Raw genomic sequence first — 15,831 nt, forward strand, 5'->3', positions numbered from 1 at the left:
GGCTTCGGGCGGCGTTTGCGTGTCGGGTGGCTCAGCAGTGAGCGGGGGCGGTTGACCGCGCTGTATGGCGGCATGCTGCTTCTGGCGGGGGCCTTGCTTACCGGGCTCGTCTATTTTCTGGTGCAGCAGGGGCTGTACTCATCGATCAGCGCCGCCGTCACCACCGCCGTCCCCCGCAAGGTCGACCCGCCCTGGGTGCTGCCCACCCCGGCCCGATCCGCCGTGCCGGCCCAGCGGGTGCCGTCCGACGCCGCCTCGTCCCTCGACCTCACGCAAGGCCTCGCCGTCACGAAGATCAGTGACGTCGCCGAACAGGCGGCCCTGAGCAGGCTGCTCACCGTGTCGGTGATCGTGCTGTTCGTCTACGCGGCGCTCTCCATCGTTCTCGCCTGGTGGATGGCGGGCCGCGTCCTGCGCCCGGTCGGCGTGATCACCGGCACCGCGCGGCGCCTGTCGGGCGAGAACCTGCACGAGCGGATCGCGCTCGACGCACCGCCCGGCGAGCTGAAGCAGCTGGCCGACACCTTCGACGAGATGCTCGGGCGGATAGAGCAGCTGGTCAGCGCGCAGCAGCGGTTCGCCGCCAATGCCGCGCACGAACTGCGGACCCCGCTCGCCGTCCAGCGGGCCGCCGCCGAGATCGGGCTCGCGGGTGAGCCCGACGCGGGGCAGGTGGCCCGCATCCGTACGAAGCTCATCTCCGTCGCCGACGACAGCGAGCATCTGATCGAGGGGCTGCTGCTCCTCGCCACGTCGGAGCGGGGCCTCGAACTGCGGGAGCCCGTGGCCCTGGACGTCATCGCCGAGGCGGTGGCGGAAGGGCTCGCGGACCGGGCCGCCGAGCGGGACGTCACCCTCTCCCTGCACGCCGAGCCGCTCACCGTGACGGGCGACGGCGTGCTCCTCGACCGTCTCCTGCACAACCTGGTGGCGAACGCCGTGGACTACAACGTCAAGGGCGGCCGGGTCGAGGTGCGCACGGGCGGGGACGGCATCGAGGTCACCAACACCGGCCCCGTCGTCCCGCCGAACACCGTCCCGCACCTCTTCGAACCCTTCCGGCGCCTTCGGGAACGTACCCACGCGCGCGGGGAGGGCGCGGGCCTCGGTCTGTCCATCGTGGCCGCGATCGCCCGCGCACACGGCGCCGAGGCGACCGCCGAGGCGAACGGGGAAGGAGGAGGGCTCACCGTGCGGGTGCGCTTCCCCCACGGGGCCCACAGGCCTCCACAGGGGTGACTCAGCGGCGGTAGAAGATCCGGTCGCCGTACTCGGCGAACACGCGCCCGTTCCACTCGTGCCCGCCGTCCACGTTCCCCGACCGCAGCACCGGCGGCTCGACGCCCCGCGCGGCCAGCCGTTCGACGGCCGTCGCCATCATCGCCTGCATGATCGCGTTGGCGACCACGCTGGAGGCGGGTCCGAAGGGCGCGCCGACCGTGTCGAGGCCGAGCTCCGCGTCACCGACGGTGATCTTGGAGTCGATCACGACGTCGCAGTGGTCCTTGAGGAAGGTCCCGGACGCGTGCCGCGACTTCGTCTCCGTCGCGTACGCCACCGACGTCACCCCGATGACCTTCAGGCCGAGCGCGCGGGCGTTCATCGCCATCTCCACGGGCAGCGAGTTGCGCCCGGAGAGCGAGATGATCACGACGACGTCGCCGGAGCGGGCCGGCGAGGAGTCGAGGACGGCGCCCGCGAGCCCGTCGACCCGCTCCAGGGCCGAGCCGAGCGTGGCGGGCATGACGTCGACGCCGACGACCCCGGGGACGGCGAGGAGGTTCATCAGGGCGAGGCCGCCCGCGCGGTAGACGACGTCCTGGGCGGCCAGCGAGGAGTGCCCGGCGCCGAAGGCGAAGAGCCTGCCGCCGGCCTCGACCGCGTCGGCGAGCAGCGTGCCCGCGGCGTCGACGTTGCCGCCCTCCTCGTCGCGCACCCGCCCGAGCAGTCCGATCGCGGCGTCGATGTACTGGCCGGCCAGTTTGCTCTCGCTCTTCGAGCCCATGCGCCGAGGAACCTTTCCGGGTGTGTATGTGTTCAGTACGTGGGTGGTCCGTACGTACGTCCTGCGCGTATGCCTGCACGCGTGTTTCCCGTGTGCCGCGGATCACGTTGCGGTCTGGACCAGTGCCCTGTCAATACGGCCCGAGCACCCCGTCAAGGCCGTCAGGACCGGGTTTTCCCCTGGCGCGACCCGGTTGTCGGCGGTATGCGTCAGACTTGAGGGCAGGGCCGGCCGCACGAGCGAGATCTGAGGGGCACCCATGTCGGGGCTTATTGACACCACTGAGATGTATTTGCGCACCATCCTCGAGCTGGAGGAGGAAGGTGTGGTCCCCATGCGCGCCCGGATCGCCGAGCGTCTCGACCAGAGCGGGCCGACGGTGAGCCAGACGGTCGCGCGCATGGAGCGTGACGGCCTGGTGGCCGTCGCAAGCGACCGTCACCTGGAGCTGACCGAGGAGGGCCGCAGGCTCGCCACGCGCGTGATGCGCAAGCACCGCCTCGCGGAGTGTCTCCTGGTCGACGTGATCGGCCTGGAGTGGGAGCAGGTCCACGCGGAGGCGTGTCGCTGGGAGCACGTGATGAGCGAGGCCGTGGAGCGCCGCGTCCTGGAGCTCCTGCGCCACCCCACCGAGTCTCCGTACGGGAACCCGATCCCGGGCCTGGAGGAGCTGGGCGAGAAGGACGGGGCCGACCCGTTCCTGGACGAGGGCATGGTGTCCCTGGTCGATCTCGACCCGGGCACGGAGGGCAAGACCGTGGTCGTGCGCCGGATCGGCGAGCCGATCCAGACGGACGCGCAGCTGATGTACACACTGCGTCGCGCGGGCGTGCAGCCCGGCTCCGTGGTGAGCGTGACGGAGTCCGCGGGCGGGGTGCTCGTGGGCAGCAGCGGTGAGGCCGCGGAGCTGGACACGGAGGTCGCCTCGCACGTCTTCGTCGCCAAGCGCTGAGGCCCGCCGGACCAGGGCCCGGCGGGCTCCGGCCCCTGTTACCGAGGGTTCATGTCAACTGGCGGTAACGGTTGGGCAGTTGTGAAGACCCCGGGATCCGATGGGGTCCAAGATTCAGTGTGCGGAATCGCAGCGCCCGGACGTTTTGCGTGCGAGGCTGTCGCGAGAGGCATATGACTTGAGGGCTCTTGCCGTGTCGGCGCCTGGTCGCCGCCACGGCCGTGGGAGGGGGCAGGAGGATGTGCCCATCTGGTGAGCGGGAGCGCGTACGCGAACAGTGCGCGTCATCGCCCCCTGAGCACGCAGAGGGCCCCGGCGCCCTTGAGCGCCGGGGCCTGTCCTCCCCTGTTCTGACCCGGAGCCCCGAGCTCCCAGGGTCATCCCCCTCGGACCGTTTTCCCCGAGCGGCCCGCCTCCCGATGAAGATCTCCCCTCGGCGGCGTCGGCCAATCCTTGAGTGTGGTCACTCGAATGAGGGGTGTTGGCGGCGAACTGGCCGCTTTCGAAAAAGAGTTCGATAGCGTGCGGGGGTGCGTGACGGAACCAGGCGTTCGGCCCGAGAGGATTCAAGGGGGGTGCCAGGAAACATGGTGCGGCGCATTGACGTGACAGGCGCAGGTGGCGTACGCCTCGCGGCCTGGGAGTTCGCCGATCCTCCCAAATCGAGGGAGACCGACGGTCCGCCCGGCGGCGTGCTGTTACTGCACGGCCTGATGGGCCGCGCATCCCACTGGGCGGGCACCGCCCGCTGGCTCGCCGAGCGACATCGCGCGGTCGCACTCGACCAGCGCGCGCACGGGCAGAGCGACAAGCCCCCCGAGGGCCCCTTCACCCGCGATGCCTACGTGGACGACGCCGAGGCCGCGCTCGTCCAGCTCGGCCTCGCTCCCGCCGTCCTCATCGGCCACTCCATGGGCGCGCTCACCGCCTGGCAGCTCGCCGCGAAGCGCCCCGACCTCGTCCGCGCCCTGATCATCTGCGACATGCGGGCCTCCGCGCTCGGGGCCGCGTCGCAGCGCGAGTGGGAGGACTGGTTCAAGGCCTGGCCCGTGCCCTTCGCCACGCTCGCCGACGTACGGAAGTGGTTCGGCGAGGACGATCCCTGGGTCGAGCGGCCCAACCCCTCCCGCGGCGAGTTCTTCGCCGAGGTGATGACCGAGGGCCCCGACGGCTGGCGCCCCGTCTTCGACCGCGAACAGATGCTGAAGTCCCGCGAGACGTGGGTGTTCGACGCCCACTGGGAGGACCTGGCCCAGGTCCAGTGCCCCGCCCTGGTCGTCCGCGGCCTGGACGGCGAGCTGGGCCGTGCCGAGTCCCAGGAGATGGTCCGGGTGCTGCCCCGCGGGGCGTACGCGGAGGTGGCCGACGCCGGCCACCTGGTGCACTACGACCAGCCGGAGGCCTGGCGCGAGGCGATCCAGCCGTTCCTGGACGAAGTCCTGACGGGGCAGGGCCAGGACCTCACGGGCTGAGACGGGCTCACGAGGCGGGCTCACGGGCTGAGGCGCTCCACCGTCCAGCCTGTGGCGGTGTCCGCGGCGCCCTGCTCGGTGCGTGCGTAGCGCAGGCGGTCGTGCAGGCGGTTCGCCCTGCCCTGCCAGAACTCGACGCTCTGGGGCACGACCCGGAAGCCGCCCCAGTGCGGCGGCGCCGGCACCTGCTCGCCCTCGGGGTAACGCGCCTCCAGGTCGGCGTACGCGCGGTCCAGTTCCTCGCGCGTGGCGATGACGGAGGACTGGGCGCTGGCCCAGGCGCCGAGCTGCGAGCCGTGCGGGCGGGTGCGGAAGTACGCGACCGTCTCCGCGCGGGCGACGCGCTCCGCCGTGCCCGTGACGATGACCTGGCGGGCCATCGGATGCCAGGGGAAGAGCAGGGAGATGTTCGGGTTCGCGGCCAGATCGCGGGCCTTGCGGGACTCGTAGTTCGTGAAGAAGACGAAGCCGCGCTCGTCGTACCCCTTCAGCAGGACCGTGCGTGAGCCGGGGCGGCCCTCGGTGTCCACCGTCGAGACGACCATGGCGTTCGGCTCGTGCAGCAGGCCCGCCCCGGCCGCGGCGAGCGCCTGCGTGAACCACACCGCGAACAACTCGACGGGCGTGGCGGGCGCCTGGGCCTCGGTGAGTCCGTCCATGCCGTAGTGGGCACGTATGGCGGCGGGATCGGACACATCAGGGACGGGAGCGGCAGATGAGGAGGCTGATGCTGAGGCGTCGGCTCGATCGGTCACGCGGTCATCTTGCCGTATACGAAGGGCGGGGCGACGGGCTGTCGTACGCCACGGGGAGGTGACGTGTGGCACTGAGTGCCGCTTACCATCGCCAAGGGTGGCACCAAGGGATATCGTTCCGACGCCGAATCGGTTGGGTGACCACCAGCCGCACGGGGCATCACCGGGGTGTCCGATCCGGACCGCGAGTCGAAAGCCGGAAGCCTTCCACGCACCGGCAGACCGCGGAACCGGAGCGAACACGCCCACTTCTGACGCATGGTCACGAGCTGTCTGTCACCACCATCTGTCGTACACATCACGAGGAGCCGCCTGATGTCCGACTTCGTACCCGGACTTGAAGGAGTCATCGCGTTCGAGACGGAGATCGCCGAACCCGACAAGGAAGGCGGCGCGCTTCGCTATCGCGGCGTCGACATCGAGGATCTGGTCGGCCACGTCTCCTTCGGCAACGTCTGGGGGCTGCTCGTCGACGGCGCGTTCAACCCGGGCCTGCCGCCCGCCGAGCCGTTCCCGATCCCGGTGCACTCCGGTGACATCCGCGTCGACGTCCAGTCCGCGCTCGCGATGCTCGCCCCCGTGTGGGGCCTGAAGCCGCTCCTGGACATCAGCGAGCAGGAAGCCCGCGACGACCTGGCACGGGCCGCCGTCATGGCGCTCTCCTACGTCGCCCAGTCCGCCCGCGGCCAGGGCCTGCCGATGGTGCCGCAAAGTGAGATCGACAAGGCCGACACGGTCGTCGAGCGCTTCATGAAGCGCTGGCGCGGCGAGCCCGACCCCAAGCACGTCCAGGCCGTCGACGCGTACTGGACGTCGGCCGCCGAGCACGGAATGAACGCCTCCACGTTCACGGCCCGCGTCATCGCCTCCACGGGCGCGGACGTGGCGGCGGCGCTGAGCGGGGCCGTGGGCGCGATGTCCGGACCCCTGCACGGGGGCGCGCCCTCTCGTGTCCTCGGCATGATCGAGGAGATCGAGCGGACGGGCGACGCGGTCGCGTACGTCAAGCAGGCCCTGGACAAGGGTGAGCGTCTTATGGGCTTCGGGCACCGGGTGTACCGGGCCGAGGACCCGCGCGCGCGGGTCCTGCGCCGTACGGCACGTGAGCTGGGCGCTCCGCGCTTCGAGGTGGCGGAGGCGCTGGAGAAGGCCGCGCTCGACGAGCTGCACGCCCGCCGTCCCGACCGGGTCCTGGCGACGAACGTCGAGTTCTGGGCCGCGATCGTCCTCGACTTCGCCGAGGTGCCCGCGCACATGTTCACGTCGATGTTCACGTGCGCGAGGACCGCGGGGTGGTCGGCGCACATCCTTGAGCAGAAGCGGACGGGGCGGCTGGTCCGCCCCTCGGCGCGGTACATCGGCCCCGGGTCGCGGGACCCGCGGGCGGTCGAGGGGTACGGGGACATCGCCAAGTAGGGAATCTCCCCAACCCCGCCCCCTCCCGACTGTGACATTTGCGGCTCCGCCGCGGGCCTGCTCGGCGCGGGGGCCTTGTCCTCGAACGCCGGGCGGGCCGTCTTTCAGCCCCTCCGGCGTTTGAGGAGCGGGGTCTGGGGCGGAGCCCCAGGTCGGGAAGGGGTGGGATTGGGGAGAGCTCAGCGCAGCGCCCCCTCCACCAGCACCGTCCACTGGGCCACCACCCGCTTCCGCCGCGCCCCGTCATCCGTCAGGAGATTGGCGAGGCCAAGGCCCCGCGCCATGTCCAAGAGGCCCTGGATGGCCTCCCGCACCCCCGGCCGGGACTCGTCCGCGTCCAGGAGCTGGACCGCGATCCGGTGCGTCTCCCGGCCGACCCGCGCCTCCAGCTCCGTCACCCGGGTTCCGAGTTGCGGCTCGTTCGACGCCGCCACCCACAGATGCAGCGCCGCCCGGAACAAGGGCCCCGTGTAGAGGTCGACCAAGGCGGCCACCACGGAGGCGCGGTCCTGGGCCGGGAGCTCCCGCAACGCAGTGGACCGCTGCTCGGCGACGTACTCCACGGCCGCCGTGAAGAGGTCCTCCCGCGTCGGGAAGTGGTGCTGGGCCGCCCCGCGGGAGACCCCCGCCCGCTCGGCGACCACGGAGACCGTGGACCCCGCCCAGCCGCTCTCGGCGAGGCACGCCACCGCCGCCTCCAGGAGCCGCTGACGGGTCGCGCGGCTGCGGTCCTGCTTGGGCGAGCGGTCGGCACGGTCGGACCGGTCGGCGCGGTCGTCCGCGGTCACAGCACCCATGGGCACTCCCGTCGTTCGAGGAACGCCCCCATCCCCTCCCGCGCCTCCGCCGATGCGAAGAGCCGCGCGGACAGGGCGACGAGGGAGTCCGTGTGGTGGTCGAATGCGTCGAGCACCCTAGCCGTGAGCAGCTTCTTCGTCTCGGCCAGGGCCTGCGGCGCCGCCTTCCGCAGCCCGTCCAGGAGGGGCGAGAGCTCCGCGTCCACGTCGTCTCCGGCCACGGCCACCAGCCCCACCCGCGCCGCCTCCGCCCCGCCGAAGCGCTCCCCGGTGAGGAAGTAGCGCGAGGCGGCGCCCGGGTCGAGCCGGGACAGCAGCGGCATGGAGATGACCGCGGGCGCCACCCCGATCCGTACCTCCGTCAGCGCGAACGACGCCCCGGGGCCCGCGGCCGCCATGTCGCACACGCCGAGCAGACCGAGACCGCCCGCGCGCACGTGCCCGTCCACCCGCGCCACCACCGGCTTCGGCAGCTGCAGGATCTGCCGGAGCAGCCCCACGAAGACGGCCGGGTCCGGCGGTTCCCGCAGGTCGGCGCCCGAGCAGAACGTGGAGCCGGTGTGCGTGAGGACGATCGCGCGTACGTCGGGGTCCTTGCCGCAGTCGTCGAGCGCCTCCGCGAAGCCGTCCAGGAGTCCCGCCGAGAGGGCGTTGCGGTTGGCGGGGTTGTCCAGGGTGAAGGTGACGATGCCGCGCTGCGGGGAGGAGCAGACAAGACTCATGGGAACTCCAACTCTCCAAAGGAGACGGCTCAGTACGACTTCGGCAGGCCCAGCGTCTGGTGCGAGACGTAGTTGAGGATCATTTCCCGGCTCACAGGGGCGATCCGAGCCACCCGTGACGCCACGATCAGCGAGGCGAGGCCGAACTCCTTCGTCAGGCCGTTGCCGCCGAGTGTGTGCACCGACTGGTCGACGGCCTTCACGCAGGCGTCGGCGGCCGCGAGCTTGGCCATGTTGGCGGCCTCGCCCGCGCCCATGTCGTCGCCCTGGTCGTAGAGCCTGGCGGCCTTCTGCATCATCAGGCGGGCCAGCTCGATGTCGATGTGGGACTGCGCGAGGGGGTGCGCGATGGCCTGGTGGGCGCCGATCGGGCTCTTCCAGACGCTGCGTTCCTTGGCGTATCCGACGGCACGGGCGAGGGCGAAACGTGCCATGCCGAGCGAGAACGCCGCCGTCATGATCCGTTCGGGGTTGAGGCCGGCGAAGAGCTGGAGCAGCCCGGCGTCCTCGTCTCCCACCAGGGCGTCGGCGGGCAGCCGTACGTCGTCCAGGCTCAGTTCGAACTGCTTCTCCGGGGCCTGGAGTTCCATCTCGATCTGCCGTCGGTGGAAGCCCTCCGTCTCGCGCGGGACGATGAAGAGGCAGGGCTTGAGGTTGCCGGTGCGGGCGTCTTCCGTGCGGCCCACGATCAGGGTGGCGTCGGCGATGTCGACGCCCGAGATGAACACCTTGCGGCCGGTCAGGAGCCAGTCGCCACTCGCCTCGTCCTTGCGGGCGGTCGTGGTGATCCGGTGGGAGTTGGAGCCGGCGTCGGGTTCGGTGATGCCGAACGCCATGGTGCGGCTGCCGTCGGCGAGGCCGGGCAGCCAGGCCCGCTTCTGCTCGTCGGTGCCGAAGCGGGCGATGACGGTGCCGCAGATCGCGGGCGAGACGACCATCATCAGGAGGGGGCAGCCCGCGGCGCCCAGTTCCTCCAGGACGATGGAGAGTTCGGCTATGCCGCCGCCTCCGCCGCCGTACTCCTCGGGCAGGTTCACGCCCAGATAGCCGAGCTTGGCGGCATCGGCCCACAGCTCGTCGGGGTGGCCTTCGGCCGCCACGATCCGGGACATGTAGTCGCGGCCGTAACGCTTGCCGAGCGCGGCGACGGCCGCGCGCAGGGCCTGGTGCTCTTCGGTTTCGAGGACGGTGCTCAGGACGGGGCTCATGCGGATGGTTCCTCCTGTACGACGTCTACGACTGCGAGCAGGGCGCCGACCTCGACCTGGCGGCCGGGCAGGGCGTGCAGGGTGGTGAGCGTGCCGGAGGCGGGGGCACAGATGCGGTGCTCCATCTTCATGGCCTCCAGCCAGATGAGGGGCTGCCCGGCGGTGACCCGCGCCCCTTCCGTGAGCCCCTCGGCCAGGCGCACGACGGTGCCGGGCATCGGGGCGAGCAGGGAGCCGGGTTCCTGGCGGGTGGTCGGCTCGGGGAGCAGCGGGAGCGCGGTGAGGGCGGTGTTGCCGACGTACACGCGATCGTCGCCGTACCGGCTCACGGTGAACTGCCTGCGCACACCGCCGACTTCGAGCACGACGAGCTCGCGGGACACGGACAGCACCCGCACCCCTTCGGCTTCCCCTTCCGCGATCAGCCCCTCCCGCGTGTGCCGGTAGCGGACCTCGTGCTCGGTGCCGTCCGGCTCGCCGCGGAAGAGCTTGACCTGTGGCTGCGACGCGAGGTTGCGGAAGCCGCCGAACCGCGAGCGTCCGTGCGCGTCGGCGAGCGCGGCGGCCAGCGGGGCGTACGGGTCCGGGGCGGGGGCCGCGAGCTCGGGGAGGTGCCGGTCGTAGAAGCCCGTGTCCATGCGGGCCCCGACGAACTCCGGGTGCCGCAGGGACCGTACGAGCAGCTCCCTGTTGGTGACGGGGCCGTGCACGACCGCGCGCTCCAGGGCTCCCGCGAGGCCGCGCAGGGCCTGCGCACGCGTGGGGGCGTACGCGACGGCCTTGGCCAGCATCGGGTCGTAGTGCACGCCGATCGTGTCGCCGTCCACGTACCCCGTGTCGAGCCGCACGCCCGGCACGGACAGCCGGTGCAGGGTGCCGGTCTGCGGGGCCCACTGGGCTGCCGGGTCCTCGGCGTAGAGGCGGGCCTCCACCGCGTGGCCGCGTGCGGGCGGTGGCTCCTTCGCGAGGGCCGCGCCCTCCGCGACCTGGATCTGCAGCGCCACGAGATCGATGCCGAACACGGCCTCCGTGACCGGGTGTTCGACCTGGAGGCGGGTGTTCATCTCCAGGAAGTGCGCCCGGCCGCCCGCGACCAGGAACTCCACCGTGCCCGCCCCGCGATACGAGGTCACGCGCGCCGCGCGCACGGCCTGGGCGTGCAGTTCGTCGACGAGTCCGGCCGTCAGGCCCGGCGCCGGGGACTCCTCGATGACCTTCTGGTGCCGGCGCTGGAGGGTGCAGTCCCGGGTGCCGAGCGCCCAGACGGTGTCGTGCGCGTCGGCCATGATCTGCACCTCGACGTGCCGGCCGCCCTCCAGATAGGGCTCGACGAAGACCTCGCCGTCCCCGAAGGCACCGGCGGCCTCCGCACGCGCCGCCTCCAACTCACCCTTCAGCGCGTTCAGTTCGCGTACGACGCGCATGCCGCGCCCGCCGCCGCCGGACGCCGCCTTCACCAGGACCGGCAGATCGTCCTCGGTGACCTCGTCCACGGCCATCGGCGCGATGCCCATGAGTTCCTTGGCGCGCGTCTTGGACGCCATGGATGCGATGGCCTCGGGAGAGGGGCCGATCCACACGAGCCCGGCGTCCAGGACCGCGCGGGCGAAGTCCGCGTTCTCCGAGAGGAAGCCGTAGCCGGGGTGGACGGCGTCCGCGCCCGCCGCCTGCGCGGCCTTCACGACGAGTTCGCCGCGCAGGTAGGTGTCGGCGGGCGCCGAGCCCGGCAGCCGTACGGCGGTGTCGGCCTCGCGGACGTGCAGGGCGTCCGCGTCGGCGTCCGAGTAGACCGCCACGGTGGCGATGCCGAGGTCGCGGCAGGTGCGGAAGACGCGGCAGGCGATCTCGCCGCGGTTGGCGACGAGGATGCTGCTGATGGTTTTCGTCATGGGGGTCCTCACATCCGAAAGACGCCGAAGCCACCGCGCGCGCCCTCGTAGGGGGCGGTGTGGATCGCGGACAGGCACAGGCCGAGGACCGTGCGGGTGTCGCGGGGATCGATGACGCCGTCGTCGTAGAGACGGCCGGAAAGGAACATCGGCAGCGACTCCGACTCGATCTGCTGCTCCACCATGGCGCGCAGGGCCGCGTCCGCGTCGTCGTCGTAGGGCTGCCCCTTCGCGGCGGCGGACTGCCGGGCCACGATCGACAGGACTCCGGCGAGCTGCTGCGGCCCCATGACGGCCGACTTGGAGCTGGGCCAGGCGAAGAGGAAACGCGGGTCGTAGGCGCGCCCGCACATGCCGTAGTGGCCCGCTCCGTACGAAGCGCCCATCAGGACGCTCAGGTGCGGCACCCGCGAGTTCGACACGGCGTTGATCATCATGGCGCCGTGCTTGATGATGCCGCCCTGCTCGTACTCCTTGCCGACCATGTAGCCGGTGGTGTTGTGCAGGAAGAGCAGCGGGATGTCACGCTGATTGGCCAACTGGATGAACTGGGCGGCTTTCTGCGACTCCTCGCTGAAGAGCACGCCCTGCGCGTTGGCCAGGATGCCGATGGGATAGCCGTGCAGCGAGGCCCAACCGGTGGTGAGGCTCGACCCGTACAGCGGCTTGAACTCGTCGAAGTCCGAGGCGTCGACGATGCGGGCGATGACCTCGCGCGGGTCGAAGGGGACCTTGAGGTCGCCGGGCACGATGCCGAGCAGTTCGTCCTGGTCGTACTTGGGCGGCTCCACGACGGCGGTCGCGGCCGGATCGGCGTACGCCTTACGCCAGTTGAGGCGCTTGACGACCCGCCTCGCCTGCCGCAGCGCGTCGCGCTCGTCGTCGGCGAGGTAGTCCGCGAGGCCGGAGGTGCGGGCGTGCATCTCTGCGCCGCCGAGCGACTCGTCGTCGCTCTCCTCGCCGGTGGCCATCTTCACCAGCGGCGGGCCGCCGAGGAAGACCTTGGCGCGCTCCTTGACCATGATCACGTGATCGCTCATGCCGGGGACGTACGCGCCGCCCGCCGTGGAGTTGCCGAAGACGACGGCGATGGTCGGAATCCCGGCGGCCGACGACTGCGTGAGGTGCTTGAAGAGTGCGCCGCCCGGGATGAAGATCTCCTTCTGGGAGGGCAGGTCGGCGCCCCCGGACTCCACGAGGTGGATGGACGGCAGGCGGTTGGCGTGTCCGATCTCGTGGGCGCGGAAGGCCTTCTTCAGGGTCCACGGGTTGCTGGCGCCGCCGCGTACGGTCGGGTCGTTGGCGGTGATCAGGCACTCCACGCCCTCCACGACCCCGATGCCGGTCACCATCGAGGCGCCCACCGGGTAGTCGCTCCCCCAGGCGGCGAGCGGTGACAGTTCGAGGAACGGGGTGTCGGGGTCGAGCAGCAGCTCGATCCGCTCCCGGGCCAGGAGCTTTCCGCGCTTGCGGTGCCGGGCCACGTACTTCTCGCCGCCGCCTTCAAGGGCCTTGGCCTGCTCGGTGCCGAGCTCTGCGAGCTTGGCCAGCATGGCCTCGCGGTGCTCGGCGTACTCGGCGCTCGCGGAGTCGAGCGCGGACGCGAGGACGGTCACGGGAGTACCTCCGTCGGTTCGGTCACTTCTACGAACGGTGCTTCCGCTTCCAGGAGTTCGGCGGGAAGGTCGACGTGGCGGGCGCGCAGCCACTCGCCCAGACCCTTGGCCTGCGGATCGAAGCGGGCCTGGGAGGCGACGCCCGCGCCGAGGATTCCCCCGACGACGAAGTTCAGCGCGCGCAGATTGGGCAGAACATGCCGTACGACGGCCAACTCGGCAGCTTCGGGCAGGAGTTCACGGAACCGCTCGACGGTCAACTCGTGGGCGAGCCACCGCCAGGCGTCGTCCGTGCGTGCCCAGACGCCGACGTTCGCGTCCCCGCCCTTGTCGCCGCTGCGGGCCCCGGCGACGCGGCCGAGGGGGGCGCGGCGGGTGGGGCCTGGCGGGAGGGGCGCGGGGAGGGATGGCTGCTCGTGGAGATCTTCGAGTACGAGGGTGTCGCCGGGGTCCTGGGCCTTGATCCGCTCGCCGCCGGGCAGTACGGCCACGTGGTCGACGGTGCCGCGATCGACGTACGCGGCTTCGAAGACTCCGTAGGGCGCGCCCTTGCCCGGGGGTGCCGTCACGTGGAAGCCGGGGTAGCTGCCGAGGGCCAGTTCGATCGCGGCGCCGCTCAGGGCGCGGCCGACGGGGTCCTGCTGCGGGTCGCGCACGACGAGCCGCAGGAGGGCGGAGGCGGTTTCCTCGCTCGGGGCGTCGGGGCGGTCGGTGCGGGCGAGCTCCCACCGCACCTCCTGGGGGCGGGACTTGGAGCGCGTGAACGCGTCCTCGACCTGGGCGCGGACGAGGGCGGCCTTGGCCTCCACGTCGAGCCCGGTGAGGACGAAGACGACTTCGTTGCGGAAGCCGCCGAGCCGGTTCAGGCCGACCTTGAGGTCCGGGGGCGGTGCCTCGCCGCGTACTCCGGTGACGCGGACCCGGTCGGGCCCCTCCTGGGTGAGGGTGACCGTGTCGAGGCGGGCGGTGACGTCGGGACCGGCGTAACGGGCGCCGGAGGTCTCGTAGAGCAGCTGCGCGGTGACCGTGCCGACGTCGACGAAGCCGCCGGTGCCGGCGTGCTTGGTGATGACGCCGGCCCCGTCTTCGTGAATCTCGACGATCGGATAGCCGGGCCGCAACAGCTCACGCTGTTGTCGCTCGCCGAAGAAGGCGTAGTTGCCGCCGGTGGCCTGCGTACCGCATTCGAGGATGTGCCCGGCGACGACCGCGCCGGCGAGCCGGTCGTGGTCGCCGTCGCTCCACCCGAAGTGGGCGGCGGCGGGCCCGGTGACGAGGGCGGCGTCGGTCACGCGCCCGGTGACGACGATGTCGGCGCCCGCGCGCAGGCAGGCGGCGATTCCGGCGCCGCCGAGGTAGGCGTTGGCGGTGAGGGCATCCGGGAAGCGGGCCTTGAGATCGTCCCCCTCCACGTGCGCGACACGCACGCCGATCCCGAGCCGGTCCGCCAACGCCCTTACGGCGTCCGCGAGCCCGGCGGGATTGAGCCCGCCGGCGTTCGCAACAATCTTGACGCCCCGCTCCTGGGCGAGCCCCAGACACTCCTCCAGCTGCCGCAGGAAGGTCTTCGCGTACCCGCGGGCGGGGTCCTTGAGCCGGTCACGCCCGAGGATCAGCATGGTCAGCTCGGCGAGGTAATCACCGGTGAGGACGTCGAGGGGGCCACCGGTGAGCATGTCGCGCATGGCATCAAAACGGTCACCGTAGAAGCCGGATGCGTTGCCGATGCGGAGGGGGGCGGGGGGTGGGGAGGCGTGTGGGCCGGTCATCGCCCGCCGCCCTCCTTCGCCGGGCGGCCGGGTCCCGGGGGGCCCGCGAAGGCCTGCGCGATGTCGAGCCAGCGGTCGGCGTCGGCGCCTTGTGCGCGTACGGCGCGGCGGCTGGGGGCGCTCCTCCCGATCCACGGCCGGGCAGTCGGCAGGGACGTCCGCGACCGCGCCCCATGCACGGGGCGGCCCGGCCTCAAGGGTCCCGCGATTGCCCGCGCCATGCCCGACCCCCGCGCGGCGTCAGCGCGCTGGGCGCGCACGGCGAGGCGACCGGAGGCACTACCGAGGCGTGGACGGGCAGTCGGCGGGGTCGTCCGTGGGGCGGTCATCGCTCGCCCTCCTTCGCCGGGCGGCCCGGTCCCGGGGGGCCCGCGAAGGCCTGCGCGATGCCGAGCCAGCGGTCGGCGTCGGCGCCCGTCGCGCGTACCGCGAGGTCGTCCCGGTGGGCTCGCTGTGTGACGAGGAGGCAGAAGTCGAGTGCGGGGCCGGTCACCCGCTGGTCGGCGTCCTCGGGGCCGCTGGTCCAGGGCTCACCGGAGGGCAGCCGGAGCTCCACGCGGAAGGGGGCTGCGGGTGCGTCGAGACCCCGTACCCCGAAGGAGAAGTCCCGGGCGCGCACCCCGATGTGCGCGATGTGGCGCAGCCGGTCGGTGGGCACCCGCTCGACGCCGAGCGCGTCGGCGACGTCCTGGCCGTGCGCCCACGTCTCCATCAGCCGGGCCGTCGCCATGGAGGTGGCCGACATGGGCGGCCCGTACCAGGGGAAACGGGTGCCGCGCGGAGCGGCCGTCAGCGCTTTCAGCAGGGCGTCACGCCCGGCGCGCCACTGGGCGAGCAACTCGCCCGGGGGCTGCGCGGCCCCCTCATCGGCCCCGGCGTCGACGAACGAGTCGGGAGCGGCGAGGGCCTCCTCGACGAGCCGGCCGAAGGCGTCCCCGTCGGTGACGGCGGTCAGCGCGGCGCGGTCGGTCCAGGCGAGATGGGCGATCTGATGGGCGACGGTCCAGCCGTCGGCGGGGGTGCGGAGCGCCCAGCGCTCCTCACCCAACTCCCCTACCAGCTGGTCGAGTTCCTCGCTCTCACGGCGCAGATCATCGAGTACGGGCACAGCTTCGGACACGGAGCGCTCCCCTCGGGGCACGAATGGGGTCTCCCCTGCTCGAACGAAGTTGAGAGCTTGGGGAAGTGCCCCGGAGCATGGCAGCGCCCGGAGAAACAAGCAAGCGTGCT

At 71.9% G+C, this 15,831-nt stretch carries 13 protein-coding genes and 1 pseudogene; 4 read left to right on the forward strand and 10 right to left on the reverse strand.

Features of this window, described 5'->3' with window-relative positions:
- Window positions 1–72 precede the first annotated feature (72 nt).
- Entirely contained in the window at window positions 73–1,239 is a 1,167-nt protein-coding gene (locus AB0I66_RS34180; RefSeq protein WP_363211981.1) for an ATP-binding protein, read from the forward strand.
- Between the two features lies 1 nt (window position 1,240).
- Here the strand turns inward: AB0I66_RS34180 and AB0I66_RS34185 are convergent, their stop codons facing one another.
- Window positions 1,241–2,005, reverse strand: a complete 765-nt coding sequence (locus AB0I66_RS34185) for an SIS domain-containing protein (RefSeq protein ID WP_363211882.1) — start codon at window positions 2,003–2,005, stop codon at window positions 1,241–1,243.
- A gap of 259 nt (window positions 2,006–2,264) precedes the next feature.
- Between AB0I66_RS34185 and AB0I66_RS34190 the strand changes: the two genes are divergently transcribed.
- Together AB0I66_RS34190 and AB0I66_RS34195 are read left to right on the forward strand one after the other, a co-directional pair.
- Complete coding sequence (locus tag AB0I66_RS34190; RefSeq protein WP_361832210.1) at window positions 2,265–2,957, forward strand: metal-dependent transcriptional regulator; 693 nt, start codon at window positions 2,265–2,267, stop codon at window positions 2,955–2,957.
- Between the two features lie 587 nt (window positions 2,958–3,544).
- A complete protein-coding gene (locus AB0I66_RS34195) occupies window positions 3,545–4,429 on the forward strand; it encodes an alpha/beta hydrolase (RefSeq protein ID WP_363211883.1) in 885 nt (294 codons plus the stop codon).
- A 20-nt stretch (window positions 4,430–4,449) separates the two neighbouring features.
- Here AB0I66_RS34195 and pdxH read toward each other — a convergent pair whose 3' ends face one another.
- Complete coding sequence (gene pdxH / locus AB0I66_RS34200; RefSeq protein WP_363211884.1) at window positions 4,450–5,124, reverse strand: pyridoxamine 5'-phosphate oxidase; 675 nt, start codon at window positions 5,122–5,124, stop codon at window positions 4,450–4,452.
- A 375-nt stretch (window positions 5,125–5,499) separates the two neighbouring features.
- Here pdxH and AB0I66_RS34205 point away from each other — a divergent pair, with 375 nt between their 5' ends.
- The gene (locus AB0I66_RS34205; RefSeq protein ID WP_363211885.1) at window positions 5,500–6,600 is read left to right on the forward strand and encodes a citrate synthase 2; all 1,101 of its coding nucleotides are present in this window, start codon (window positions 5,500–5,502) and stop codon (window positions 6,598–6,600) included.
- 179 nt (window positions 6,601–6,779) lie between these two features.
- On the opposite strand, the gene AB0I66_RS34210 is transcribed toward AB0I66_RS34205, so the two are convergent.
- The 8 genes and pseudogenes from AB0I66_RS34210 to AB0I66_RS34245 form a co-directional block, all read right to left on the reverse strand.
- Window positions 6,780–7,397, reverse strand: a complete 618-nt coding sequence (locus AB0I66_RS34210) for a TetR/AcrR family transcriptional regulator (protein ID WP_363211886.1) — start codon at window positions 7,395–7,397, stop codon at window positions 6,780–6,782.
- Window positions 7,385–8,119 (reverse strand): enoyl-CoA hydratase family protein, encoded by a 735-nt coding sequence (locus tag AB0I66_RS34215; RefSeq protein ID WP_363211887.1) that lies wholly within the window; start codon window positions 8,117–8,119, stop codon window positions 7,385–7,387. The genes AB0I66_RS34210 and AB0I66_RS34215 overlap by 13 nt, the downstream gene beginning before the upstream one ends.
- Window positions 8,120–8,148: 29 nt before the next feature.
- Window positions 8,149–9,327: an acyl-CoA dehydrogenase family protein gene (locus AB0I66_RS34220; protein WP_363211888.1), complete on the reverse strand. Its 1,179-nt coding sequence runs from the start codon at window positions 9,325–9,327 to the stop codon at window positions 8,149–8,151.
- Window positions 9,324–11,216, reverse strand: a complete 1,893-nt coding sequence (locus AB0I66_RS34225) for a biotin carboxylase N-terminal domain-containing protein (protein ID WP_363211889.1) — start codon at window positions 11,214–11,216, stop codon at window positions 9,324–9,326. Before AB0I66_RS34225 ends, AB0I66_RS34220 begins: the two co-directional genes overlap by 4 nt.
- 8 nt (window positions 11,217–11,224) lie before the next feature.
- Window positions 11,225–12,832: a carboxyl transferase domain-containing protein gene (locus AB0I66_RS34230; RefSeq protein ID WP_363211890.1), complete on the reverse strand. Its 1,608-nt coding sequence runs from the start codon at window positions 12,830–12,832 to the stop codon at window positions 11,225–11,227.
- Window positions 12,829–14,601 (reverse strand): acyclic terpene utilization AtuA family protein, encoded by a 1,773-nt coding sequence (locus AB0I66_RS34235; protein WP_363211891.1) that lies wholly within the window; start codon window positions 14,599–14,601, stop codon window positions 12,829–12,831. Before AB0I66_RS34235 ends, AB0I66_RS34230 begins: the two co-directional genes overlap by 4 nt.
- A pseudogene (locus tag AB0I66_RS34240) lies at window positions 14,598–14,705 on the reverse strand (wyosine base formation domain-containing protein); the annotation flags it as partial. The pseudogene AB0I66_RS34240 and the gene AB0I66_RS34235, both read right to left, overlap by 4 nt.
- A 221-nt stretch (window positions 14,706–14,926) precedes the next feature.
- Window positions 14,927–15,721, reverse strand: coding sequence for a TIGR03084 family metal-binding protein (locus AB0I66_RS34245; RefSeq protein ID WP_363211892.1), 795 nt, complete (start codon window positions 15,719–15,721; stop codon window positions 14,927–14,929).
- Window positions 15,722–15,831 lie beyond the last annotated feature (110 nt).

The sequence above is a fragment of the Streptomyces sp. NPDC050439 genome (assembly GCF_040655335.1).
In the GTDB taxonomy this organism is placed as follows: domain Bacteria; phylum Actinomycetota; class Actinomycetes; order Streptomycetales; family Streptomycetaceae; genus Streptomyces.